At 66.5% G+C, this 22,040-nt stretch carries 24 protein-coding genes and 2 tRNA genes; 16 read left to right on the top strand and 10 right to left on the bottom strand.

Annotated elements, in window-relative coordinates:
* Positions 1-11: 11 nt before the first annotated feature.
* Positions 12-1,229: a sugar transporter gene (locus CK620_RS02075; protein WP_095548876.1), complete on the bottom strand. Its 1,218-nt coding sequence runs from the start codon at positions 1,227-1,229 to the stop codon at positions 12-14.
* Between the two features lie 129 nt (positions 1,230-1,358).
* The gene (trxA, locus tag CK620_RS02070; protein ID WP_095541299.1) at positions 1,359-1,694 is read right to left on the bottom strand and encodes a thioredoxin; all 336 of its coding nucleotides are present in this window, start codon (positions 1,692-1,694) and stop codon (positions 1,359-1,361) included.
* A gap of 218 nt (positions 1,695-1,912) precedes the next feature.
* Between trxA and thiM the strand changes: the two genes are divergently transcribed.
* Genes thiM through thiD form a run of 3 tightly spaced genes read left to right on the top strand, consistent with a single transcriptional unit; the run spans position 1,913 to position 4,414 of the window.
* Positions 1,913-2,827, top strand: coding sequence for a hydroxyethylthiazole kinase (gene thiM / locus CK620_RS02065; protein WP_095549109.1), 915 nt, complete (start codon positions 1,913-1,915; stop codon positions 2,825-2,827).
* Positions 2,828-2,841: 14 nt separating this feature from the next.
* On the top strand, positions 2,842-3,492 hold the full coding sequence (gene thiE / locus CK620_RS02060; protein ID WP_095548875.1) for a thiamine phosphate synthase: 651 nt from the start codon (positions 2,842-2,844) through the stop codon (positions 3,490-3,492).
* Between the two features lie 52 nt (positions 3,493-3,544).
* Entirely contained in the window at positions 3,545-4,414 is an 870-nt protein-coding gene (gene thiD / locus CK620_RS02055; protein WP_095549108.1) for a bifunctional hydroxymethylpyrimidine kinase/phosphomethylpyrimidine kinase, read from the top strand.
* A gap of 69 nt (positions 4,415-4,483) precedes the next feature.
* Here thiD and aroC read toward each other — a convergent pair whose 3' ends face one another.
* The 7 genes from aroC to CK620_RS02020 form a co-directional block, all read right to left on the bottom strand.
* Positions 4,484-5,557: a chorismate synthase gene (gene aroC, locus CK620_RS02050; protein ID WP_095548874.1), complete on the bottom strand. Its 1,074-nt coding sequence runs from the start codon at positions 5,555-5,557 to the stop codon at positions 4,484-4,486.
* A gap of 185 nt (positions 5,558-5,742) precedes the next feature.
* A complete protein-coding gene (gene rpsI, locus CK620_RS02045) occupies positions 5,743-6,135 on the bottom strand; it encodes a 30S ribosomal protein S9 (RefSeq protein ID WP_095538823.1) in 393 nt (130 codons plus the stop codon).
* 12 nt (positions 6,136-6,147) lie between these two features.
* Positions 6,148-6,576, bottom strand: a complete 429-nt coding sequence (rplM, locus tag CK620_RS02040; protein ID WP_095541295.1) for a 50S ribosomal protein L13 — start codon at positions 6,574-6,576, stop codon at positions 6,148-6,150.
* A gap of 218 nt (positions 6,577-6,794) precedes the next feature.
* On the bottom strand, positions 6,795-8,483 hold the full coding sequence (locus tag CK620_RS02035; RefSeq protein ID WP_238945975.1) for an ABC transporter ATP-binding protein: 1,689 nt from the start codon (positions 8,481-8,483) through the stop codon (positions 6,795-6,797).
* 18 nt (positions 8,484-8,501) lie between these two features.
* Positions 8,502-9,578, bottom strand: a complete 1,077-nt coding sequence (locus tag CK620_RS02030; protein WP_238945974.1) for an ABC transporter permease — start codon at positions 9,576-9,578, stop codon at positions 8,502-8,504.
* Positions 9,579-9,685: 107 nt separating this feature from the next.
* A complete protein-coding gene (locus tag CK620_RS02025; protein WP_095549106.1) occupies positions 9,686-10,555 on the bottom strand; it encodes a DNA ligase in 870 nt (289 codons plus the stop codon).
* A 292-nt stretch (positions 10,556-10,847) separates the two neighbouring features.
* Complete coding sequence (locus tag CK620_RS02020) at positions 10,848-11,489, bottom strand: NYN domain-containing protein (protein WP_095541292.1); 642 nt, start codon at positions 11,487-11,489, stop codon at positions 10,848-10,850.
* Between the two features lie 286 nt (positions 11,490-11,775).
* On the opposite strand from CK620_RS02020, the gene CK620_RS02015 reads away from it, so the two are divergent.
* From CK620_RS02015 to greB, 8 genes are all read left to right on the top strand, one after another.
* Entirely contained in the window at positions 11,776-12,729 is a 954-nt protein-coding gene (locus CK620_RS02015; RefSeq protein ID WP_095548872.1) for a LysR family transcriptional regulator, read from the top strand.
* Between the two features lie 77 nt (positions 12,730-12,806).
* On the top strand, positions 12,807-14,228 hold the full coding sequence (gene leuC, locus CK620_RS02010; protein ID WP_095541290.1) for a 3-isopropylmalate dehydratase large subunit: 1,422 nt from the start codon (positions 12,807-12,809) through the stop codon (positions 14,226-14,228).
* A 146-nt stretch (positions 14,229-14,374) separates the two neighbouring features.
* The gene (locus CK620_RS02005) at positions 14,375-14,506 is read left to right on the top strand and encodes an entericidin A/B family lipoprotein (RefSeq protein ID WP_095541415.1); all 132 of its coding nucleotides are present in this window, start codon (positions 14,375-14,377) and stop codon (positions 14,504-14,506) included.
* An 84-nt stretch (positions 14,507-14,590) separates the two neighbouring features.
* Positions 14,591-15,136 carry a hypothetical protein gene (locus CK620_RS02000; RefSeq protein ID WP_095548871.1) on the top strand — a complete coding sequence of 182 codons (546 nt, stop codon included), beginning with the start codon at positions 14,591-14,593 and terminating at the stop codon, positions 15,134-15,136.
* Between the two features lies 1 nt (position 15,137).
* The gene (gene leuD / locus CK620_RS01995; RefSeq protein ID WP_095548870.1) at positions 15,138-15,809 is read left to right on the top strand and encodes a 3-isopropylmalate dehydratase small subunit; all 672 of its coding nucleotides are present in this window, start codon (positions 15,138-15,140) and stop codon (positions 15,807-15,809) included.
* A gap of 52 nt (positions 15,810-15,861) precedes the next feature.
* A tRNA-Arg gene (locus CK620_RS01990) sits at positions 15,862-15,939 on the top strand.
* Positions 15,940-16,012: 73 nt separating this feature from the next.
* A tRNA-Arg gene (locus tag CK620_RS01985) sits at positions 16,013-16,090 on the top strand.
* Between the two features lie 159 nt (positions 16,091-16,249).
* On the top strand, positions 16,250-16,816 hold the full coding sequence (gene greB, locus CK620_RS01980; protein ID WP_095548869.1) for a transcription elongation factor GreB: 567 nt from the start codon (positions 16,250-16,252) through the stop codon (positions 16,814-16,816).
* A gap of 44 nt (positions 16,817-16,860) precedes the next feature.
* Here the strand turns inward: greB and cyaY are convergent, their stop codons facing one another.
* Positions 16,861-17,193: an iron donor protein CyaY gene (gene cyaY / locus CK620_RS01975; protein ID WP_095548868.1), complete on the bottom strand. Its 333-nt coding sequence runs from the start codon at positions 17,191-17,193 to the stop codon at positions 16,861-16,863.
* 12 nt (positions 17,194-17,205) lie between these two features.
* Here cyaY and lptM point away from each other — a divergent pair, with 12 nt between their 5' ends.
* The 5 genes from lptM (at position 17,206) to CK620_RS01950 (ending at position 21,885) form a co-directional block, all read left to right on the top strand.
* Positions 17,206-17,406 (top strand): LPS translocon maturation chaperone LptM, encoded by a 201-nt coding sequence (gene lptM / locus CK620_RS14200; RefSeq protein WP_095548867.1) that lies wholly within the window; start codon positions 17,206-17,208, stop codon positions 17,404-17,406.
* A gap of 110 nt (positions 17,407-17,516) precedes the next feature.
* The gene (lysA, locus tag CK620_RS01965) at positions 17,517-18,806 is read left to right on the top strand and encodes a diaminopimelate decarboxylase (RefSeq protein ID WP_095548866.1); all 1,290 of its coding nucleotides are present in this window, start codon (positions 17,517-17,519) and stop codon (positions 18,804-18,806) included.
* Between the two features lie 62 nt (positions 18,807-18,868).
* Positions 18,869-20,176: a PLP-dependent transferase gene (locus CK620_RS01960; protein WP_095548865.1), complete on the top strand. Its 1,308-nt coding sequence runs from the start codon at positions 18,869-18,871 to the stop codon at positions 20,174-20,176.
* 156 nt (positions 20,177-20,332) lie between these two features.
* On the top strand, positions 20,333-20,959 hold the full coding sequence (locus CK620_RS01955) for a hypothetical protein (protein ID WP_095548864.1): 627 nt from the start codon (positions 20,333-20,335) through the stop codon (positions 20,957-20,959).
* A gap of 53 nt (positions 20,960-21,012) precedes the next feature.
* Entirely contained in the window at positions 21,013-21,885 is an 873-nt protein-coding gene (locus CK620_RS01950; protein WP_143325870.1) for a DUF4124 domain-containing protein, read from the top strand.
* The last annotated feature ends 155 nt before the right edge of the window (positions 21,886-22,040 follow it).

Raw genomic sequence — 22,040 nt, 5'->3', positions numbered from 1 at the left:
TTCAGCTCAGTTCAATCGACCAGACGCCCCTGGGCAAAGGCGCTGCGCCAGCGCCGCAGCGCAGCGCCTGCGCCCAGCAACGCCAGGCAGGCCAGGAGGCTGGCCGGCCAGCCCACATGGGCCACGCCCCAGTGCCCGATGACGCCGCTGCCCAGCAAGGCCCCGGCGCCAATGCCCACATTGAACAGGCCGGAAAACAAGGCCATGGCCACATCGCCCGCATCGGCGGCCAGGCCCAGCACCCGCGCCTGCATGGCCAGCGCAAAGCACAAGAACACCGCGCCCCACAGGCCCAGCAGCGCCGCCAGCGCCCAGGGTTGCGCCGCCGCCGGGCGCAGCAGGCCCAGGCACAGCACCAAGGCCGCCAAGGCGCACAGCAAGAACGCCGCCGGATGGCGCAGCCCCTGCCAGCTGAACAAGGCACTGCCCACCAGCCCGGCCGCGCCAAACAGCAGCAGCATCTGGGTGATGGCCGGCCCATCCAGCCCGGCCACGCGCTGCATGAAAGGCTCCAGATAGCTGTAGGCCATGAAATGCGCCGTCACCCCGGCCACCAGCAGCACATACACACTCACCAGCGCCGGGCGGCGCAGCAGCAGCGGCAGGCTGCGCAGTGAGCCGCTGCGTTCACTGGGCAAGCGCGGCAGCAGCCACCACAGCAGCAGCAACACCAGCAGCGCCACGGCCCCGATGCCGGCAAAGGTCACGCGCCAGCCCAGCCACTGGCCCATCGCCCGCCCCAGCGGAATGCCCAGCACCATGGCCAGCGAAGTGCCGCCGGCGAGCAAGCCCAGCGCCTGGGCCTTGCGCCCGGCCGGCGCCACGCGCACCACCAGCGAAGCCGTGATCGACCAGAACACCGCATGCGCCGCCGCAATGCCCAGCCGCCCCAGCAGCAACACGCTGAAATTGGGCGCCAGCGCGCACACGCCATGGCTGACCACGAACAGCGCGAACAGGCCGGCCAACAGTCCACGGCGCTCCATGCGGCGCGTGGCCAGCATCAAGGGCAGCGAAGCCAGCGCCACCGCCCAGGCATAGACCGTCAACATCAGCCCAACGCGCTCGGCGCGCATGCCAAAGCTCTCGCCCATGGCGCTGAGCAGGCCCACCGGCACGAACTCCGTGGTGTTGAACACAAACGCCGCCAGCGCCAAGGCCAGCACCGCCAGCCAGGCGCGGCTGGGCGAGGCGCTGTGAACATGGGGATCCGAAGGGCTTGATGGCATCAGCGAGAAAACAGGCAGGCGGAAAATGCTTCAAGTCACGTCAAAAGGCCCGGCCCTGGTGGTCCCAGGGCCGGGCCTTTGGGGCATGCAGCGCGGCTACTGGCATGGGGCCGCGCCGCGTGCGCGGCTTCAGGCGTTCAGTGCGCCGTCAATGAAGGCCTGGATTTGTGTCTTGCCTTGCGCGCCAACCTGGGTGGCTGCGACCTGGCCGTTCTTGAACAGCATCAGCGTCGGGATGCCGCGGATGCCGTACTTGGCGGGCACTTCGCGGTTTTCATCGACGTTGATTTTCTTGATGAGCAGCTTGCCTTGGTTGGCCGCGGCCAGTTCTTCGAGCACGGGGGCGATTTGCCGGCATGGGCCGCACCATTCGGCCCAGAAGTCCAGCAGCACTGGGGTCTGCGACTGCAGCACTTCGGCTTCGAAGTTGGCATCGGTCACGGGGGATGTGAGGGCATTGGACATGGCAGGTTCTCGCTGTGGGTTGCAAAAAACAAAAGATCGCAGCGCGACGCGCGATCGAATGATGGCTGCGATTTTGACAGAACTTTGCCAAACGCATCGCCGGCTGAGCCGGCCTGGCATCAGGGGCTGAGGTCAAGCAGCGCTGGCTGCAGCCTGCGCTGCGATTGCGGTTAGGATTGGCCGCTTCTTCGACCATCCTCCGCGATGAATGCCACGCCATGACCGCCACGACCACCAGCGCTGCCCTGCCCGATGCCACCGCCCTGCCCCCTGAGAGCCTGCCCGCATTTGCTGCGCAGGCCTTGACGCTGCTGCGCGCGCGCACGCCCTTGGTGCAATCGATCACCAATACGGTGGTGGCCAATTTCACCGCCAATGTGCTGCTGGCGCTGGGGGCGGCGCCAGCGATGGTGGACATTCCGCACGAGGCCGGGCCGTTTGCGCGCATGGCTTCGGGCCTGCTGATCAATCTGGGCACGCCCGTGCCTTCGCAGGCCGAGGCGGTGATGGAGGCTGCCTGCGCTGCGGCCGAGGCGGGCACGCCCTGGGTGCTCGATCCGGTGGCCATTGGCAGCCTGCCGGTGCGCACGGCGCTGGCGGCGCAGTTGCTGCAGCAGCGCCCCAGCGCGGTGCGCGGCAATGCCTCCGAGATTCTGGCCGCCGCCGGCTGCGGCGCGGGCGGGCGCGGGGTGGATGCTACGGCCAGCGTGGCCCAGGCCGAGCAGGCCGCGATACAGCTAGCATCGAGCAGCGGCGCGGTGGTGGCGGTCTCCGGCCCGGTGGATTTTTTGACCGATGGGCAGCGCCAGATCCGCCTGGCCAATGGCACGCCGTTGCTGACCAAGGTCACCGGCGGCGGCTGCGCTTTGGGCAGCGTGATCGCAGCGTTTCTGTCGCTGGCCAACTCCCGCGCCGAGCATTTGCCACTGGCCGCTGCGGCCGTGCTGATCTACACCATCGCCGCAGAGCTGGCCGCCGAGCAGGTGGCCCGCCAGCAGCAGGGGCCAGGCAGTTTTGCCGTGCAGTTCATCGACCGGCTGGCGCTCATCACGGCGCACGATGTGCTCACGCACGCGCAGGTGCAAGGCATTGAGCGCGCGGGCGCTGCCAGTGCAAGCTCTTCAGTTTTGTGAACCGGCCCTGAACCATGTCTCTTGATCTTGCTTTGTATCTGGTGACCGATTCGGGCCAGTGCGCCCGCGCTGGCCGCAACCTGCAGGAGACGGTGCTGCGTGCCGTCGAAGGGGGGGTGCGCATCGTGCAGATCCGCGAGAAGGACGCCAGCGCGCGCGAGTTTCTCGCCAGCGTCTGCGCCGTCGCCCAGGTCTTGCCCACGCAGGTGCCGCTGCTGGTCAACGACCGCATCGACGTGTTCTTGGCGGCCCGCGCCGCCGGCGCGCGTGTGGCCGGGGTGCACATTGGCCAATCGGAAATCCCGGCCAAGCTGGCGCGCCAGCTGATCGGCCCGCAAGCCATCCTGGGCCTGAGCGCGGCCACGCCCGCTGCACTGGCCGAGGCCGAGCGCTGCGGCGTGGTGGATTACGTGGGCATTGGCCCGCTCAACACCACCACGACCAAGAAGAATGCGCCGCCAGCGCTGGGCCTGCCGGCGCTGCAGGCCTTGAGCCAGGGCGTGCGCCTGCCGGCTGTGGCCATTGGCGGCATCGGCAGCGGCGACATGGCCGGGCTGCGCGCCGCAGGCTTTGATGGCGCGGCCGTGGTCAGCGCCATTTGCGCCGCGCCCGATCCCAGGCAGGCCGCGCAGGCGCTGCTGCAGGCCTGGCAGCACGGCGCATGAGGCCCGCCCAAAGCTCCAGCCATTCACTTCCATCCACCCGAACCGCATGCCCATGAACTCTGCCTCCAGCCCCTCCTCCACCGGCGCGGCCCCGACTGCGTCCCGCATTCCGCGCGTGCTCAGCATTGCCGGCACCGACCCCACCGGCGGCGCTGGCGTGCAGGCCGATCTCAAAAGCATTGCCGCCAACGGCGGCTATGGCATGGCCGTGGTCACAGCGCTGGTGGCGCAAAACACCCAAGGGGTGCGCTCCATCCATGTGCCGCCGATGTCGTTCTTGCGCGAACAGCTCGATGCCGTCAGCGATGATGTGCGCATTGATGCGCTGAAAATCGGCATGCTGGGCACAGTGGACATCATCGCCACCGTGGCCGATTGGCTGACCGAGCACCGCCCGCCGGTGCTGGTGCTCGATCCGGTGATGGTCGCCACCAGTGGCGATCGTCTGCTCGATGCCGCCGCCGAGGATGCGCTGCGCGCCCTGCTGCACCAGGCCGATCTCATCACCCCGAACATGCCCGAGCTGGCCGTGCTGGCCGATGCCGCCGAGGCCAGCGACTGGCCGCAGGTGCTGCAGCAGGCGCAGCAGGTGGCCAGTCGTTACCAGGTGCACGTGCTGGCCAAGGGCGGCCATCTGCAAGGCGCGCTGGCGCCCGATGCGCTGGTGACGCCCGAGGGCAGCGTGCAGGAGTTCCCCGGAGAGCGCATTGCCACGCGCAACACGCATGGCACGGGCTGCTCGTACTCCGCCGCGCTGGCCACGCTGCGCCCGCAAACGGCCAACTGGGCCGAGGCCGTGGCGCGCGCCAAGGCTTGGTTGACCGAGAGCATCCGGCACGCCGATGCGCTGCAGGTCGGCCAGGGCCACGGCCCCATCAGCCACTTCGCCACGCTGTGGCGTCTGCAGCAAGCGGGCGGCTGAACGGCTGTTCAAAGACCCTTTTCAAGGGGCGCCTCTGGCCCCTTGCCCAGGCAGGACTCAAGGCCCCATTCAGGCCACGGGGATGGACGCCGGCGCATGGGCGCGCTGGCGCAGGGCGTGGTCCATCAACACCAGGGCCAGCAAGGCTTCGGCAATGGGCGCGGCGCGGATGCCCACGCAAGGGTCGTGCCGGCCCTTGGTGACGACCTGCACGGGCTGGCCGTCCACGTCGATCGAAGGCCGGGGCGTAAGGATGGAGCTGGTGGGCTTGATGGCAATGCGCACCTCGATGTCCTGGCCAGTGCTGATGCCGCCCAAAATGCCGCCGGCGTGGTTGCTGGCAAAGCCCTGCGGGGTGATGGCGTCGCCATGCTCGCTGCCCAGCTGCGTGGCGCTGGCAAAGCCCGCGCCAATCTCCACGCCCTTGACGGCGTTCAGGCCCATCATGGCGTAGGCGATGTCGGCATCGAGCCGGTCGTACAGCGGCTCGCCCAGGCCCCGGGGCACGCCGCTGGCGATCACGCGCACGATGGCGCCGCAGGAGTCGTGCTGCTTGCGCAGCGCATCCATGTACTGCTCCAGCGCGCTGGTGTCTCGCACCGGGGCGAAGAACGGGTTTTGCGCCACGTACTCCAGCGATTCAAAGCCGATCTCCAACGGCCCCAGCTGCGCCATGAAGCCGTGCAGCTGCGTGCCGTACTGCTCTTGCAGCCATTTGCGCGCCACCGCACCGGCGGCCACGGTGGGCGCGGTCAGGCGCGCCGAGGAGCGCCCGCCGCCACGCGGATCGCGAATGCCGTACTTGTGCCAGTAACTGTAGTCGGCATGGCCTGGGCGGAACTGGCGCGCAATCTCGCCATAGTCCTTGCTGCGCTGATCGACGTTGCGGATCAGCAGCGCGATTGGCGTGCCGGTGGTCTTGCCCTCATAAACGCCCGAGAGGATTTCCACCTGATCGGGCTCGTTGCGCTGCGTGACGAAGCGGCTGGTGCCAGGGCGGCGGCGGTCGAGCTCGCGCTGGATGTCAGGCTCGGCCAGCGCCATGCCCGGCGGGCAGCCATCAATCACGCAGCCAATGGCCGGGCCGTGGGATTCACCAAAGTTGGTGACGCGAAATAGGGTTCCAAAGGTGCTGCCGCTCATAGTGGCGCGATTATCGCTGCTGCTGCTGCCTTCGCGGCTCGGGCGGGAGCTCGATCAGACTCATCTGCAAAACCATTGAACGGAGCGCGAATGGAACACACCAAAGCAAGATTCAAGGCGGGGCACAAGGCATAAAAAAAGCCATGCTTGTTGCCAAGCATGGCTTTTTGTTCGCACACCAGCAATTAACGCTTGGAGAACTGCTTGCGGCGACGGGCGGAGTGCAGACCAACCTTCTTGCGCTCGACCTCGCGGGCGTCGCGCGTGACGTAGCCGGCAGCGGACAGCTGGGGCTTGAGCGTCTCGTCGTAGTCGATCAGCGCGCGGGTGATGCCATGGCGCACTGCGCCGGCCTGGCCGGATTCACCGCCGCCATGCACGTTGACCTGGATGTCGAAGGTTTCGACATGGTCGGTCAGCACCAGGGGCTGCTTGGCGATCATGATCGAGGTCTGGCGACCGAAGTAGTTTTCGATCTCCTTGCCGTTGATGACGATCTTGCCGGAGCCTTTTTTCAGGAAGACACGGGCCACGCTGGATTTGCGGCGGCCGGTGCCATTGTTCCAATCACCAATCATGTTGCAGGCTCCTTAGATTTCCAGCACTTTGGGCTGTTGGGCGGTATGCGGGTGCTCGGCGCCGCCATAGACCTTGAGCTTCTTGATCATGGCGTAGCCCAGCGGGCCCTTGGGCAGCATGCCCTTGACGGCCTTCTCCAGTGCGCGGCCGGGGTGCTTGGCCTGCATGTCACGGAAGTTGGTGGCGCGGATGCCGCCAGGATAGCCGGTGTGGCGGTAGTACATCTTGTCCAGGCTCTTGTTGCCGGTGACCTTGAGCTTGGAGGCATTGATGACGACGATGTAGTCGCCCGTGTCAACGTGAGGTGTGTAAATGGCTTTGTGCTTGCCGCGCAGGCGCAGGGCAACTTCGCTGGCTACCCGGCCGAGCACCTTGTCGGTGGCGTCGATCACAAACCACTCATGTTGCACCTCAGCGGGTTTTGCGCTGAATGTAGACATGCGGTTTTCCTTTGAAAACAAGAAACTTGCCCTATTGCCACGGTCGGTGCTCTTCTTGGAGCGGAGCCTCTTAGGTGGTGGGCGGCGTGGGCCACAAAACAAAAGCCTGGCAAGCCAGGCGCTGCATCAGCCATGCCGTTTTGCTGCGGGGCAAAAACGCTGCAAACCGCGCATTGTATAACAAACGCCAAGGCCGCCCTGCGCGGCATTAGCGCAGCTCATGAATGGTGCGGCGCCGGGGCCTGAGCAGCAGCCAAAAGCGCCTGGGTGTAGGGGTGCTGCGGGCGATGCAGCACAGCGGCGATGGGGCCGGCCTCGACATCCTGGCCGTTTTTCATCACCAGCACATGGTGGGCCATGGCGCGCACCACGTCCACGTCGTGGGTGATGAGCAAATAGGCCAGGCCGCGCTCGCGCTGCAAGCGCTGCAGCAGGGCCAGCACTTGTTGCTGGATGGTGGCATCGAGCGCGCTGGTGGGCTCGTCGAGCACCAGGATGGAAGGCTCGACCATCAGCGCCCGGGCGATGGCGATGCGCTGGCGCTGGCCACCGGAGAATTCGTGCGGGTAGCGCTCCAGCAGCTGGGGGAACTGCGCCGGCGTCAGCCCCACTTCGGCCAGCAGCGCCAGGGCCTTGGCCCGGCGCTGGGCCGCGCTCAGGCCCAAGCCGTGCGCCAGCGCGCCCTCCTCGACGATTTCGCCCACGGTCAGGCGCGGCGACAGGGCCGAGAACGGATCCTGGAACACGACTTGGATTTGCCGCCGCAATCGTTGGTTGTGCGCGCTGTTGCGCATGGCCGGCTGTTGCCAGGGTTGGCCATTGATGCGCAGCTGCCCCTGCATGGGCAGCAGGCCCAGCACGGCCTGGGCCAGCGTGGTCTTGCCCGAACCGGACTCGCCCACAATGGCCAGCGTCTGCTGCGGCGCGAGCGTGAAGTCCATAGGCTGCACGGCGGTAAAACGCCCCTTGCGCAGCCAGCCGCGCAGACCGGGGATGGGCACTTCGTAGTGCACCGCCAGGCCGCGCGCCTCGATGGCGGGCGCGGGCTGGGATGCCTGCTGCGCGGGGGGCGTGTCGGGCGCTTCGACGACATCGCGCACTGGGCGGCTGCCGATGAGCTGCCGGGTGTAGGGCTGCTGCGGCGCCGCGAACAGCTGCTGCACTGGGCCTTGCTCGACGATGCGCCCGGCCTGCATGACGGCGATGCGATCGGCAAACTGGCGCACCAGGTTCAGGTCGTGCGTGATCAGCAGGATGGCCATGCCCGTCTCGCGCTGCAGATCGGCCAGCAGCTGCAGGATTTGCTGGCGCAGCTGCACGTCCAGCGCCGTTGTCGGCTCGTCGGCGATCAGCAGCGCCGGGCGGTTGGCCAGCGCCATGGCGATCATGGCGCGCTGGCGCTGGCCGCCGCTGAGCTGGTGCGGGTAGCTGTGCGCACGCCGCGCGGGTTCCGGAATGCCGGTTTTTTCCAGCAAGGCCACGGCCTGCTGCTGCGCAGCAGCCAATGACAGGCCTTGTTTGAGCTGCAGCACCTCGGCAATCTGCCGCCCAACCGTCATCAATGGATTGAGCGCGGTCATGGGCTCTTGAAAGATCACCGCCACCTCGCCGCCGCGCACGGCGCGCAGCTGCGCCTCGTCCATGGTCAGCAGATCGCGCCCGGCCAGCTGTGCGCGGCCGCTCAGCTGCGCGCCTTCGAGCAGGCGCAGCAGGCTCAGCGCTGTGACGCTTTTGCCCGAGCCCGATTCCCCGACCAGCGCCAGGCGCTCGCCCTGGGCAATGCGCAGATCCACGCCATGCACGACCTGCTGGCTGCCAAAGGCCACGTTCAGCCCTTGCACATCGAGCAACGGCTGGCGGGCATTGGCTTGCAGGTTGGAGTATTGGCTCATCGGTGAATGGTGCATGGGCTGTTGGAATGCCGCTCATGCGGCCTGCTTGCGCGGATCGAGCGCATCGCGCAGCGCATCGCCCATCAGCGTCAGCAGCAGCAGCGTCAGCACCATCAGCAAGAAGGTGAATACCCCGATCCACCAGGCGTCGAGATTGCTCTTGCCCTGGTTGAGCAACTCGCCCAGCGAGGGCGTGCCCGGCGGCACGCCCAGGCCCAGGAAGTCCAGCGCCACCAGCGAGGCAATGGCCGCACTCATGCGAAAGGGCAGGAAGGTGACCACCGGCGTCATGCTGTTGGGCAGGATGTGACGGCGCATGATTTGCCAATTGCTCACGCCCAGCGCCCGCGCGGACTTGACGTAATCGAGCTGGCGATTGCGCAGGAATTCAGCGCGCACGTAGTCCGACAGGCCCATCCAGCCAAACAGACTCAAAATCAGCAGCAGCAATCCAATGCTGGGCTGGAAGATGGCGCTGAGGATGATGAGCAAAAACAGCTCAGGCATGGAGCCCCAGACTTCCAGAAAGCGCTGGCCGACCAAATCCACCTTGCCGGCAAAAAAGCCCTGCACCGCGCCAGCGACCACCCCCAGCGCCACGCCAATGGCCGTCAGCGCCAGCGCAAACAGCACGCTGACGCGAAAGCCATAGATGAGCTGGGCCAGCAGGTCGCGGCCGCGGTTGTCCGTGCCCAGCCAGTTCTGGCGCGAGGGCGGCGCCGGATCCGGGGCGCTGCTGTAGTAATTGATGGTTTTGGGGCCATAGCGATTGGGCGGGAACAGCGCCCAATTGCCTGCGCTGGTGATGCGCTGCAGGATCAGTGGATCGAGGTAATCGGTTTCGGTCTCGAAATCACCGCCGAAGGTGGTCTCCGGGTAGCTGTGCAGCAGCGGCAGGTAAAACCGCCCCTCATAACGCATCAGCAGCGGCTTGTCGTTGGAGAGCAGCTCGGCCATCAGGCTGAGCAGCAGCAGCGCGGCAAACAGCAGCAGGCTCCAGTAACCCAAGCGATTGCGCCGGAAGCGCCGCCAGGCGCGCCGGCGCGGCGACAGCGGGCGGGCCATGCTGTGCGGCACGGCGGGAGCGTCTTCAATGGGCTGGCTGGGCATGTGCAGGGATGTTCAGGACTGGCAAGGCCCTTGGCTGTGCATCCCGCAAGCGAAACTCACAAGCCCAAAGGCAGCGCCAGCGCCCGTTTATACCCCAGGCAAAACGCTCAATCGCCCTGCGCGGGGCGAATGCGCACAAAAGTGGCAAAGCGCGGCAAGCCTTTGGCGGTCAGGCCTCGATAGCGGTAGGTGATGGTGCTGCCAATGGGCGGCGGGGCACTGCGTTCGCTGTCGCTAAAGCCCGAGCCGATGCGAAAGCGGCCTTGCGCGTTCTCGCAGCTGAGCGAGCCCATCCGCCCCTGCAAACGCCCCCGGCCTGGATGGTGCGCGACCACGACGCATTCGGCATCGTGCGCGCTTTTCATCTTCAGCAGCAGCTCGCTGCGCCCGCGCGGATAGGCCGCCTGAGGGTGGCGCAGCATTACGCCCTCACCGCCGCCGGCTTCGACTTCGCGCAAGAAGGCCTGAGCCGCCGCCGCATCAGCCACCGGGCGCTGCTCCACGATACGGATGCGGCCCGGCCCAGCCCCAGCGGCCCCAGTAGCAGCAGCAGTAGCCGCACTCTGCGCCAGATAGTCGCGCAGCACTTGCAGGCGCTGCAGCAGGCCGCCTGCGGCATTGGGCACGTCGAACACCGCATAGTGCAGTGGCTGCCAGGCCTGTGGATCGCTGCTGTGCACGGCCGCTGCGGCCAGCTCGAAGCGGCCCCGGCCGGCAAACAGCTCGCCATCGAGCGCAAACGGCGGAAAGCCCTGCGTGAACCACGCTGGCGCCGTGAAGGCCTTGCCCGAGCGCCCGATGAGCTGGCGCCCATCCCAGAAGGCGCGCACGCCATCGAGCTTCTCACTCATCAACCAACCGGCCACGGCCTGGCCACGGTACTCCTGGGCCAGCATCATCTGCGCTGGCTGCACTGGCGGCGCGGCCTGTGGTGCAGGTTCGGCCCCGGCCAGGGCGGCGGCCGCGCCCAAGGCCATGGCCCAGGCCACGGCCAAGACGCCCCAGCGGCGCCAGACTTGACAAGACTTGCTGTACAGCACTTTGGCCCCCTTGTTGGGCTGGGGGCCTGCCTCGCCAAATCCCCACGCCGCGCCGCAAAACAGGAGCGGTCGGGCTGGATGGGCTGGGGCGAGCGCCGTGCGCGGCGATTTTGTGGAGGACAGGCCCTGTGAGGGATTCACTGCGCCCGTACGCCTGGCGCCATCGCGCGCAGGCTGGGCACAGGAGCTGCCCACTATGCCACAAGCCTGGCCTGACAGCGCAGTGCGTTCAGCGGAAGACTTCTTCCAGCAGCGTTTCGTACTCGTCGTCCACGTGGCCGTCGATCAGCTCCGACAGCGGCAGCACGTAGGCGGCTTCTTCCAGCAGGCGCTGTGAAGTCTTGGCGTAGTTGGGCAGGTCGAACTCGGGCACCATCACACGACAGCCAATACCCTGCAGCTTGCGCACCAACGGCGAGAAATCGGCCGCGCCCGTGAACAGCACCACCACGTCAAAGCGGTGGTGCAAGGCCAGGTCGTAGGTCTCCAGCGCCAGGCTGATGTCCACGCCTTTTTCCTCCGGCGGGCTGACCGCCTCGTTCATGGGCTGATAGTGTGGGATCACGCCCGCCCACATCAGCACCTGGTCCTGGAAGCGATCTGTCTCCAGTTGCTTGAGCGGATCGCGGGTGGCCTGCACGGCCTTGAGCGAGAAGCGGCCACGGAAGAAATGCGCCTCGGCAATCTGGCACAGCCCGGTCAGGCCGTCTTTCTCGATGGCGCTGATGTGGTGGCGCAGGTAGTTGTGCAAAGCGCCGATGTTCAAATGGCTTTGGCGTTCGTGGGTGAAACGGTAGTAGTTGCTGATGCGCCAGAAGAAGCTGCCGTCGTAAATCACGGCAATCTTCAGAAGACTGTGTCCATTGTTCATTGGTGAAGTAGTCAAATCGATCAAATGGGCTGCGGAGCATGCAGCGCATGCCAACCCGGCAAGCCCTTCAAAAAAATGAAGGGCGCGATTGTAGATAAAAGTGAACTGCCGCCATCTGGCCGGCGCCCCCAGCAGACGTAACAGCCGGCAAAAATCCCCTCGCGTCCACGAGGCAGCGCAATGCTGCGATGCCCAACCACCAAGCAAGACATCTCAATACACGAACCCAAAAGGCATTTTTATCGGAAATAATTAAGCAAATTCGCAAAAAGCGATATCAAAAGCCATGACGCCCACGCCCCAAGCTCCCCGCCTGCTGCGCCCGCCCAGCCTGACGACGCTGCAATTGTTCGTGGCCGTCTGCGAAAGCGGCAGCATCGGCCATGCGGCGCAGCGTGAGTTCATCGCCGCTTCCGCGGTCAGCAAGCGCCTGTCCGATCTGGAGCGCGAAATTGGCATGCCACTGCTGCAGCGCCACAGCCGGGGCGTGCGCCCTACCCCGGCAGGGCAAAACCTGCTGCAGCACGCGCGCAGCATCCTCAACGAGATCGGGCGCCTGCACAGCGATCTGCAGGAGTACGCCGAAGGCGTGCGCGGCCATGTGCAGGTGTTTGCCAACCTGTCGGCCATCGTGCAGTTCCTGCCTGAAGACCTGGGCCACTTCGTGCGCCAGCACCCGGCCATCAAAATCGACCTGCAGGAGCGCATGAGCCGCGACACCCTGGCCGCAGTACAGGAGGGCGCCGTGGGCCTGGGCATCTGCCATACGCCCGGCCAGCCGCCCGCTGCACTGCAGGCGCGCCCCTATCACCGCGACCGCCTGGTACTGGTCATGCCGCGCAGCCACCCGCTGGCCAACGCAGGCGACGCACCCGGCCTGGCCTTTGCGCAGGCCCTGGATGCCGATTTCGTCGGCCTGCACAGCGACAGCAGCATCGGCCTGTTGATGCGACAGGCTGCCGCGGCGGCTGGCAAGGCCCTGCGCCAGCGCATCCAGGTCACCGGGCTGGATGCCATGTGCCGCATGATCGACAACGGCCTGGGCATCGGCCTCATGCCCGACCGCGCCTTTGCGCTGATGCAAAGCTGGGGTGGGCTGTGCGCCATGCCCCTGCTCGACGCCTGGGCGCAGCGCCAGTCCTGGCTGATTGCGCGCGATTTCGAGGCCCTGCCACCAGCGGCCCGCCTGCTGGCCGAGCATTTGCAGCACCGGGCCCAGGCCCCGCCTGTTCAGACTTGAGAGCCTGTGCCACCTACAATGCGCGCCCACTACTGCGCACCCAGAACATCCACCGCTACCCCTGATTGCCCCGCCCCATGAACAAGACCCTCTACGACAAGATCTTCGACGAGCACGTCGTCCACACTGAGGAGGACGGCACCGCCATCCTCTACATTGACCGCCACCTGGTGCACGAAGTCACCAGCCCGCAGGCCTTCGAGGGCCTGCGCGAAGCCGGGCGCAAGGTCTGGCGCGTCAGCTCCATCGTCGCCACCGCCGACCACAACACCCCCACCACCGGCTGGGAGCGCGGCTACGACGGCATTGAAGACCCGATCAGCAAGGAGCAGATCGTCACGCTCAACGCCAACATCAACGAGTTCGGCGCGGCAGCCTTCTTCCCCTTCATGTCCAAGGGCCAGGGCATCGTGCACGTCATGGGCCCGGAAAACGGCGCCACGCTGCCGGGCATGACCGTGGTCTGCGGCGACAGCCACACCTCCACGCACGGCGCCTTTGGCGCGCTGGCGCACGGCATCGGCACCAGCGAGGTCGAGCACGTCATGGCCACGCAGACGCTGCTGGCCAAAAAGGCCAAGAACATGCTCATCAAGGTCGAAGGCAAGGCTGCGCCCGGCGTCACCGCCAAGGACATCGTGCTGGCCATCATCGGCAAGATCGGCACCGCCGGCGGCACGGGCTACACCATCGAATTTGCCGGCTCAGCCATCCGCGACCTGTCCATGGAGGGGCGCATGACGGTGTGCAACATGGCCATCGAAGCCGGTGCCCGCGCCGGCCTGGTGGCCGTGGACGACAAAACCATCGACTACATCAAGGGCCGGCCGCTGGCGCCCACCGGGCTGGAGTGGGAACAGGCCGTGCAGTACTGGAAAACCTTGCACTCCGACCCCGGCGCTGTGTTCGACAAGGTGGTCGAGCTTGATGCGGCGCAGATCGTGCCGCAGGTCACCTGGGGCACCTCGCCCGAGATGGTGCTGGGCATCGACGCCCGCGTGCCCGACCCGGACAAGGAAAAAGATCCGGTCAAGCGCAGCGCCATGGAGCGCGCGCTGAGCTACATGGCACTGGAGCCAGGCAAGCCGCTGCACGACATCTTCGTGGACAAAGTGTTCATCGGCTCATGCACCAACAGCCGCATCGAGGACATGCGCGAGGCGGCCGCCGTGGTCAAGAAGCTCGGCCAGAAAGTGGCGCGCAACATCAAGCTGGCCATGGTCGTGCCCGGCTCGGGCGTGGTCAAGGAACAGGCCGAGCGCGAAGGGCTGGACCAGATCTTCAAGGCCGCCGGCTTCGAGTGGCGCGAGCCGGGCTGCTCCATGTGCCTGGCCATGAATGCCGACCGGCTGGAGCCGGGCGAGCGCTGCGCCTCCACCAGCAACCGCAACTTCGAAGGCCGCCAGGGCGCCGGCGGGCGCACCCACCTGGTCAGCCCCGCCATGGCCGCTGCCGCTGCCATCCATGGCCACTTCGTCGACATCCGGCGCTTTGCCTGAACGCGCCTTGAGCGCGCATTGAACACACACATTGAGCGCCCCTGGCAGTTGCCTGGCCGGCGCGATTGGGCTACAAACTGCCCAGCCTTTTTCACAACCCTGCTGCCTTGCAGAAAATGTTCAGGTAGCCCCCTAAGGAGATCATGATGAAAACCATCGCATCCAGCATCCTGGCCACCCTCGTCGCCGCCCTGGCCCTGGCCGGCTGCAACACCGTGCAAGGCGTCGGCCAAGACGTGCAGCAAGGCGGCCGCGCCATCGAGCGCGCGGCCAAGTAATCCCGGCAGCGCGCTGGTCGCAGCCCTCCTCCATCTCTTTCAGAAAGCGGCTGCGACCCATCACTTCTTGCCGGTACTGCGCCCATGGTCCGCGTCACGCCCCAGTTCCGCCTGGCCTATGCGATCAACCTGATCGCACTGATGCTTTCGGCCGGCACTACGCTGCTGGTGCTGTTCCTGAGCATCTTGCAAGTACTTTACTGGGACATCAGCCGGCTCATGAGCCTGCTGATGTCCCTGGCCTCGCTGCTGCTGGCCGCGCTCGTGCTGGCCCTGCCGCTGTACCGCCTGACCCTGCTGAGCCAAGACCCGCACCTGCTCGACGCCTATCTGTTTCCTGGTCCCATCACCTGGCTACGCCGTGCCGGCATGGCCTTGATTTACCTAATGGCCGTGCTTGCGCCGCTGCAGCTGCTCTGGGTCTTGGCGGCCGTGGATCTGGTGCCCATCCACAAAGCCGGCCCCAAGGTGCTGGATCTGCTCAGCTCGCTGTTTTCGCTCAGGCCCTTGCAGTTCGGCAGCATGCTGCTGGGCCTGCTGCTTTTCGAGCTCAGCCGCCTGCTGGGCTTCGAGCACAAATTCCGCCTTTGGCGCGCGCAGCAGCGCGCCGCCAAGCCTTCGTCCGACTGACATGCAAAAGTTCACCATCCACCAAGGCTTGGTGGCGCCGCTCGACCGTGAAAACGTCGACACCGACGCCATCATCCCCAAGCAGTTCCTCAAATCCATCAAGCGCACCGGCTTCGGGCCCAATCTGTTTGATGAATGGCGCTACCTGGACCAACCCGGCCAGCCGGGCGTGCCCGAGTCCGAGCGCAAGCCCAATCCGGATTTCGTGCTCAACCAACCGCGCTACCAGGGTGCCTCCATCCTGCTGACGCGGCAGAACTTCGGCTGCGGCTCCTCGCGCGAGCACGCCCCCTGGGCGCTGGCGCAATACGGCTTTCGCGCCATCATCGCGCCCAGCTATGCCGATATCTTCTTCAACAACAGCTTCAAGAACGGCCTGCTGCCCATCGTGCAACCGGCCAGCGTCGTCGATCGCCTGTTCAACGAGGTCTACGCCTTCCCCTGCTACACCCTGACCATCGATCTGGAGCGCCAGTGCATCGTGCTGCCCCAAGGCGAGGAGCTACCCTTTGACATCCTGCCCTTCCGCAAATACTGCCTGCTGGGCGGCTTTGACGACATCGGCCTGACCTTGCGCCATGCCGACAAGATCCGCGCCTTCGAGGCCGAGCGCCTGGCGCGCAAGCCTTGGCTGGCGCACACCATCGGCGTTGAAAAAGCGCCCGTGGCCTGAAGGCCTTGTTTTTCCGAGGAGCGTTTTTTCTGTGCTAGAATCTCGGTTTTCAGCGGCTGTAGCTCAGTTGGATTAGAGTACTTGGCTACGAACCAAGGGGTCGTGGGTTCGAATCCTGCCAGCCGCGCCATTTTCAAAGTCTTGTTGCGCTCAATGCGCTGCCGTTTTTAGCGGCACACGCCAGTAACAAGGCCCATCGTTTTGCGGCTGTAGCTCAGTTGGATTAGAGTACTTGGCTACGAACCAAGGGGTCGTGGGTTCGAATCCTGCCAGCCGCGCCATTTTTGAAAGCCCGCTTGCGCTGTTTCCGGCCAGGCGGGCTTTTTCCATGGCTGCAACGCAAGGCCTACGATGGCGCTCAGGCCGGATTTCAAATCTCAGCGCTGGCTTGAATGCCTGCAAACATCGCCGATTGGCAATTGGAGTGTGAGGTACGCCCGATGAACAAGGCCTTCGTCAAGGAAAACACCGAGCAGCCCGAACAGGATGAGCCGGCCCAATCCAGGTCGGCGCTGCCCGCTGGCGCGAAAAACTACATCACGCCAGCAGGTCACGCCAGCCTGCACGCCGAGCTCAAGACCCTGCTGGAAGAGGAGCGCCCGCGCATCGTCGATACCGTGCACTGGGCCGCCAAGAATGGCGACCGCTCGGAAAACGGCGATTACCTCTACGGCAAGAAACGCCTGCGCGAGATCGACCGGCGCGTGCGCTTTCTCACCAAGAGGCTGGAGATCGCCCAGGTCGTTGATGCCAGCGTGCACCACGGCAAGGACCAGGTGTTTTTCGGCGCCAGCGTGGATTACGAGACCGAAGACGGCCAGCAGCACAGCGTCACCATTGTCGGCATCGACGAGGCCGACAGCCTGCAGCAGCGCATCAGCTGGATCTCACCCGTGGCGCGCGCGCTGCTCAAGGCCCGCATCGACGATGAGGTGCTGCTGCATACCCCGGCCGGGCCACAGCGCCTGTTGGTGCTGGATGTGCGCTATCCAGCTCCAGGTAGCTAAAACAAAAGAGCCCGCAAAATGCCACGCGGGCGGTTCATGCTGGTTCAGGCCGCTACAAAGTCCAGCGCCGTGCCGGCCTGCTCGCTGGCAAAGCGATTGAGCAGCGCGAAGAACTCGCCGCCGCCCTTGGTGTCCAGCCACTGGCCCCGCTCGAACTTGAAGTGAAAGCCGCCTGCGCTGGCGGCCAGCCAGATCTCGTGCAAGGGCTTTTGCTCATTGATCACCAGCTGCGATCCGTTGGGGAACACAATCGTTACCATGCCGCCCACGCGCTGTGCATCCAGATCCACATCGGTGGTTTCGAGGATTCGGTCGCAAGCCTGCTCCACCTGCAGCAGCAGGGCATCGGCGCGATCAGCGTATTCCAAGTCTGTCATTACAATTCCCGGATGCATTCAATCCGCAAAATTGTAATCTGCGCCTGTGCCCACGGCCTGCTGGCCGCAGTGCTGGCAGGCTGCGGCCAGTCGGGCGCACTGTACCTGCCCCCCCCGCAAGCCGATGCCGGCGCGACTGCAGCAGCGCAGCAGGCTGCCCCGGCTTCGCCCTCGCACTCTTCCACCCCAGACTCGGCCCCCTCAATGCGCTGAGCCAGCAGGGTTTGCCACACAGCGCGCGTCTCTCGCGCGCTTTTGCTTTCGCCCGCCACCCAGTCGCGCTGCCTGCCGCAGACGCACTGGCGCCACTTTCACTCCCGATCATGAGCACCTCCCTCCCCGGCGCCCCGTTTTTTCATTACCGCGATGGTCAGCTCCACGCCGAAGATGTGCCGCTGCACACACTGGCGCAGCAGCACGGCACGCCATTGTTCGTGTATTCGCAAGCGGCGCTGGGCGCGGCGCTCCAGGCCTATCAGCAGGGCTTTGCCGGGCGCCAGGTCAGCCTGCACTACGCCGTCAAGGCCAATTCCAATCTGTCGATCCTGCGCTTTTTTGCCGAGCGCGGCTGCGGCTTCGACATCGTCTCCCAGGGGGAATTGCAGCGCGCCTTGGCCGCTGGCGCCGAGCCGGGCCGTATCGTGTTTTCCGGCGTGGGCAAAACCCGCGCCGAGATGCGCTTCGCGCTGGAATGCGGCATCGGCTGCTTCAACGTCGAAAGCGAGGCCGAGCTGGACGTGCTCAACGAAGTGGCGCAGCAACTGCAGCGCAAGGCCCCGGTGAGCCTGCGCGTCAACCCCGATGTGGACGCGCAAACCCACCCCTACATCTCCACTGGCCTGAAAGGCAACAAATTCGGCATCGCGCACGAGCGCGCCCTGCCCGCCTTCCAGCACGCTGCCGGCCTGCCCTGGATCGAGGTCAAGGGCATCGATTGCCACATCGGCTCGCAAATCACCACCGAAGCGCCCTACCTCGATGCGATGGACAGGCTGCTCGATCTGGTCGAGCGCATCGAGGCGGCCGGCATCGCCCTCAGCCACATCGACTTCGGCGGCGGCCTGGGCATCCAGTACCGCGACGAAACCCCGCCCTCACCACACGCGCTGTGGCAAAAACTGTTTGCCCGCGCCGATGCGCGCGGCTTTGGCCAGCGCCATTTCATGGTCGAGCCCGGGCGCTCGCTGGTGGGCAATGCCGGGGTTTGCATCACGCAGGTGCTCTACCTCAAGCCCGGGCAGGACAAGCATTTCTGCATCGTCGATGCCGCCATGAACGACCTGCCGCGCCCGGCCATGTATCAGGCCTACCATGCCATCGTGCCGCTGGCGCAGGCCGCGCCGGCCCATGCCGCTGCGCCCCAGCAGTACGACGTGGTCGGCCCCGTGTGCGAAAGCGGCGACTGGCTCGGCCACGACCGCCCCCTGCAGGTGGCCCCTGGCGACTGGCTGGCCGTGTGCTCGGCCGGCGCCTACTCGATGAGCATGGCCAGCAACTACAACAGCCGCCCACGCGCGGCCGAGGTACTGGTCGACGGCGCGCACAGCCGCCTGATCCGCCAGCGCGAGAGCCTGGAGCACATGCTGCACAACGAAATGCTGCACGCAAGCTGAGATTCCGCCCCCACGCCTGCCCCCCTCTCTAACTTCCCTCCCGCACCACATCTGAGTTAGCCATGGCCCAATCCCCCGAACGCCCCGAGCAGCCTGCCTCGCCCGTCTGGCACCCCAGCACGGCCATCGTGCACCACCCCTACCAGCCCCCGGCCGGGTTCGAAGCCGTCCAGCCCGCAGTGCACAAGGCCTCGACCATCTTCTTCCCCAGCATGGCCGCCGTGCGCCAGCGCGACTGGGCCTTCAAAAGCACCTACACCTACGGCCTGCACGGCACCCCCACCAGCTTCACGCTGGAAGAGCGTCTGGCCAGCCTCGAAGGCGCCCGCTACTGCCTGCTGGCACCCAGCGGCCTGGCAGCCGTCTCGCTGGTCAACCTGGCCTTGCTGCGCCAGGGCGACCAGGTGCTGCTGCCCGACAACGTCTACGGCCCCAACAAGGAGCTGGCCCGCCAGTGCCTGGCCGAATACGGCATCGACTGGGCCTGCTATGACCCGCTGGACGCGCAGGACCTGCAGCGCAAGCTCACGCCCCGCACCCGTCTGGTCTGGCTGGAGGCCGCCGGCTCCGTCACCATGGAATTTCCCGATCTGCTCGGCCTGCTGCAAGTCTGCCGCGCGCACGGCGTGACCACGGCGCTGGACAACACCTGGGGCGCCGGCCTGGCATTTGCGCCATTTGCACTGCCCGGCGCGGACGGCAGCACGCTGGGGGTGGACATCAGCGTGCACGCCCTGACCAAATATCCCAACGGTGGCGGCGACGTGCTCATGGGCAGCATTTGCACCCGCGACGCGCAGCTGCTGCAAACCCTCAAGCGCCGCCACATGCACCTGGGCCTGGGCGTAGGCATGAATGATGTCGAATCCGTGCTGCGCGGCCTGCCCAGCATGGCCCTGCGCTACGCCGCGCAAGACCGCGCCGCCCGCCAGCTGGCCCAGTTCCTGGCCCAGCACCCAGCCGTGGCGCGCGTGCTGCACCCGGCCCTGCCCGGCAGCCCCGGCCACGCCCACTGGCGCCAGATCTGCGCCCCCGATGCGCCGTCAGCCCCGGCCTGCGACGGCCAGCGCGCCGCTACCCCCATCGCCAGCGAAGGCGCAGCTGCCGGCATCTTCTCGTTCGAGCCTGCCGCGCACTGGTCCAGTCAGCAAATCGACGCCTTCTGCGAAGCCCTGCAGCTGTTTCGCATCGGCTACAGCTGGGGCGGCCCGGTCAGCCTGGTCATGGCCTACGACCTGCGCAACGACCGCGAACTCAGCAGCAGCCACGCCAGGCTGGGCAGCCAACGCGTCATCCGCCTGTGCATCGGCCTGGAGCACCCGGATGACCTGCAGGCCGACCTGGCACAGGCGTTGGCCGCCTGCGGGTAAGCCCCGGCGCGACAGCCACCACCGGCCAAGGCGCCAGGCTGCCGTTGCCTTCGTCAACCTGCAGCGCGAGCCATGCGTTGAGCGCCGGTCAGCCCACACCATCGCTTGACTGAGTCCGCCCCAGTCTGCACAGCGGCCATTACGAGGAGTGATTGCATGCCCCGCCCCCTGCATGGACTTGCCAAGCCCTTTGCTGCATCGCCCTTGCAGCATCTCCCCACCTTGCCGACTGCAGTGCAAGCCGCCGGCCTGCACCAGCGCTCGCTCCGCTGGCTGGCCTGTGCGCTGCTGGCGCTGGGCATGGCCGGTTGCGCCGTGCACGACAGCGCCTATTACGGCGATGGCCACTACGGCCATGTGCGCGGCCACAGCCTGGGCGGCTATGCCTACCCGCCTGGGGCGTACAGCTTGCCACCAGGCGCCGTCTACCGCGGGCGGTATTACGGCCAGCCGGCGTACCTCGTGCCCTACCCTGGGCCCGACTATGACTGGCCTGGCTACCGTCGGCCCTATTACGTCCCGCCGCCTGGCTATGGGCATCCCCATGGCCATCCGCATGGGCATCGCCCTGCGCCCAGAGTGCAGAGCTGGCTCAATCGAAAACCACCGCCCTCGGTGCCGCACCCACCACCCAGCAACGCCCAGCAGGCCCTGGATCGGCCTTTCCAGTCTCCAGGCCAGGGCCACAGCCCCCATTGGCTGCAACCGCAGCCCCCACAACCGCACACCGAGCGCCCCGGCCCCGCCAGCGGCAGCGTGCTGCGGCCGCTGCCCCAGCGTTAGGGAAGGTCTGCACCACGCCAAACGGCCTGCCGCGGCCCATGCAGGAGAAATCCATGAAACACCACCGCACGCCCCGGCGCATGGCGGCCCGCCACAGGCTGGGCATGTCCGCTGGCTGGCTGGCTGCGCTGCTGCTGTGCAGCCAGCCAGCCAGCGCCCAGGTCAACCGCTGCACGGCAAGTGATGATCGCATCGTCTATACCGATGGCCAATGCCCTGCGGGCATGCAGGCAGTGCAGATCGAAGCGCCGCGCTCGCCCGAGGAGATCGAAGCCGATCAAGAGCGCGCCCTGCGCGCCTTTGAGCGCGAGCAGCAACGCCAGCAGGCCAGGCAGCAGACCTTGCGCCTGCAGGCCGAGACCGAGGCGCTGCAGGCCCAGGCCGAGGCAGCCCGCGCCGCCGCCGAGCAGCAGCGTCACGTCGCCCCCAGCCCGGCTGCCTGCCGTGCGGCCCGCCGGCAGTTGGAGCGCGCCACGCTCGATCACGGCCGCTACGACCGGGAAGGCCTGCAACGCCTGCATGCTGCGCAGGCCCAGGTCAAGCGCGCCTGCCCCGACGCAGCCCCCACGGGCAACACGGCGGTTCCCACACCGCCGATGGTGGCGCCGCCCTGGGCCTTTCCGCCTGCGGGCCAGGGCCTGCCGCATGGCTCGGGTTGGGGTCAGCTGCCGCCTGCGCCGCCGGCCGTACATGTGTTGCCGATGCCGCAGCCTTGGCCGCCGTTGTATCCGCCGCCGATCTACATTCCGATTGAGCCCCCGCCTCTGCGGCCCTTGCCTGCACCGCCCCATGGCAGATGGCCGCCCGATGATGACGCTTGGCAGCCGCGCCGCCCCTCTGCCCCGGAGCGTGGCATCAGCACCGTGCCGCGCCAGCGCCCGCCCGCCCTGCAGCCGCAGGGCCACGAGCCCATGCAGGCGCGCTAGGAGTTGTTGAGATTGGGTTTGCGAAGCGGTTTTTTCGAGGCAAAAGCCGCAGATGCAAGGCGAAAATGCTTGCAAGGCCTGGACACCTTGCAGGCGTTTTCAAGGCGGCAGTTGCGGGTTTTGACCGAAAACACCGCCGCAATACTGAATCTCAA

The organism is Vandammella animalimorsus (assembly GCF_002285285.1).
GTDB lineage: Bacteria > Pseudomonadota > Gammaproteobacteria > Burkholderiales > Burkholderiaceae_C > Lampropedia > Lampropedia animalimorsus.
Note: the sequence above shows the minus strand (reverse complement) of the source record. Positions and strands in the feature narration are given on the sequence as shown.

Excerpts from the sequence above, each read along its gene's own strand:
- leuD (WP_095548870.1), top strand. The coding sequence starts at position 15,138 with ATGCAAAAGTTCACCATCCACCAAGGCTTGGTGGCGCCGCTCGACCGT.
- lysA (WP_095548866.1), top strand. The coding sequence starts at position 17,517 with ATGAGCACCTCCCTCCCCGGCGCCCCGTTTTTTCATTACCGCGATGGT.
- CK620_RS01950 (WP_143325870.1), top strand. The coding sequence starts at position 21,013 with ATGAAACACCACCGCACGCCCCGGCGCATGGCGGCCCGCCACAGGCTG.
- thiE (WP_095548875.1), top strand. The coding sequence starts at position 2,842 with ATGTCTCTTGATCTTGCTTTGTATCTGGTGACCGATTCGGGCCAGTGC.
- rplM (WP_095541295.1), bottom strand. The coding sequence starts at position 6,576 with ATGTCTACATTCAGCGCAAAACCCGCTGAGGTGCAACATGAGTGGTTT.
- cyaY (WP_095548868.1), bottom strand. The coding sequence starts at position 17,193 with ATGACAGACTTGGAATACGCTGATCGCGCCGATGCCCTGCTGCTGCAG.
- thiD (WP_095549108.1), top strand. The coding sequence starts at position 3,545 with ATGAACTCTGCCTCCAGCCCCTCCTCCACCGGCGCGGCCCCGACTGCG.
- CK620_RS01955 (WP_095548864.1), top strand. The coding sequence starts at position 20,333 with ATGCCCCGCCCCCTGCATGGACTTGCCAAGCCCTTTGCTGCATCGCCC.
- rpsI (WP_095538823.1), bottom strand. The coding sequence starts at position 6,135 with ATGATTGGTGATTGGAACAATGGCACCGGCCGCCGCAAATCCAGCGTG.
- trxA (WP_095541299.1), bottom strand. The coding sequence starts at position 1,694 with ATGTCCAATGCCCTCACATCCCCCGTGACCGATGCCAACTTCGAAGCC.
- leuC (WP_095541290.1), top strand. The coding sequence starts at position 12,807 with ATGAACAAGACCCTCTACGACAAGATCTTCGACGAGCACGTCGTCCAC.
- CK620_RS02005 (WP_095541415.1), top strand. The coding sequence starts at position 14,375 with ATGAAAACCATCGCATCCAGCATCCTGGCCACCCTCGTCGCCGCCCTG.
- aroC (WP_095548874.1), bottom strand. The coding sequence starts at position 5,557 with ATGAGCGGCAGCACCTTTGGAACCCTATTTCGCGTCACCAACTTTGGT.
- thiM (WP_095549109.1), top strand. The coding sequence starts at position 1,913 with ATGACCGCCACGACCACCAGCGCTGCCCTGCCCGATGCCACCGCCCTG.
- CK620_RS02035 (WP_238945975.1), bottom strand. The coding sequence starts at position 8,483 with ATGCACCATTCACCGATGAGCCAATACTCCAACCTGCAAGCCAATGCC.
- greB (WP_095548869.1), top strand. The coding sequence starts at position 16,250 with ATGAACAAGGCCTTCGTCAAGGAAAACACCGAGCAGCCCGAACAGGAT.
- CK620_RS02075 (WP_095548876.1), bottom strand. The coding sequence starts at position 1,229 with ATGCCATCAAGCCCTTCGGATCCCCATGTTCACAGCGCCTCGCCCAGC.
- CK620_RS02015 (WP_095548872.1), top strand. The coding sequence starts at position 11,776 with ATGACGCCCACGCCCCAAGCTCCCCGCCTGCTGCGCCCGCCCAGCCTG.
- CK620_RS02025 (WP_095549106.1), bottom strand. The coding sequence starts at position 10,555 with ATGGCCTTGGGCGCGGCCGCCGCCCTGGCCGGGGCCGAACCTGCACCA.
- CK620_RS01960 (WP_095548865.1), top strand. The coding sequence starts at position 18,869 with ATGGCCCAATCCCCCGAACGCCCCGAGCAGCCTGCCTCGCCCGTCTGG.
- lptM (WP_095548867.1), top strand. The coding sequence starts at position 17,206 with ATGCATTCAATCCGCAAAATTGTAATCTGCGCCTGTGCCCACGGCCTG.
- CK620_RS02020 (WP_095541292.1), bottom strand. The coding sequence starts at position 11,489 with ATGAACAATGGACACAGTCTTCTGAAGATTGCCGTGATTTACGACGGC.
- CK620_RS02030 (WP_238945974.1), bottom strand. The coding sequence starts at position 9,578 with ATGCCCAGCCAGCCCATTGAAGACGCTCCCGCCGTGCCGCACAGCATG.
- CK620_RS02000 (WP_095548871.1), top strand. The coding sequence starts at position 14,591 with ATGGTCCGCGTCACGCCCCAGTTCCGCCTGGCCTATGCGATCAACCTG.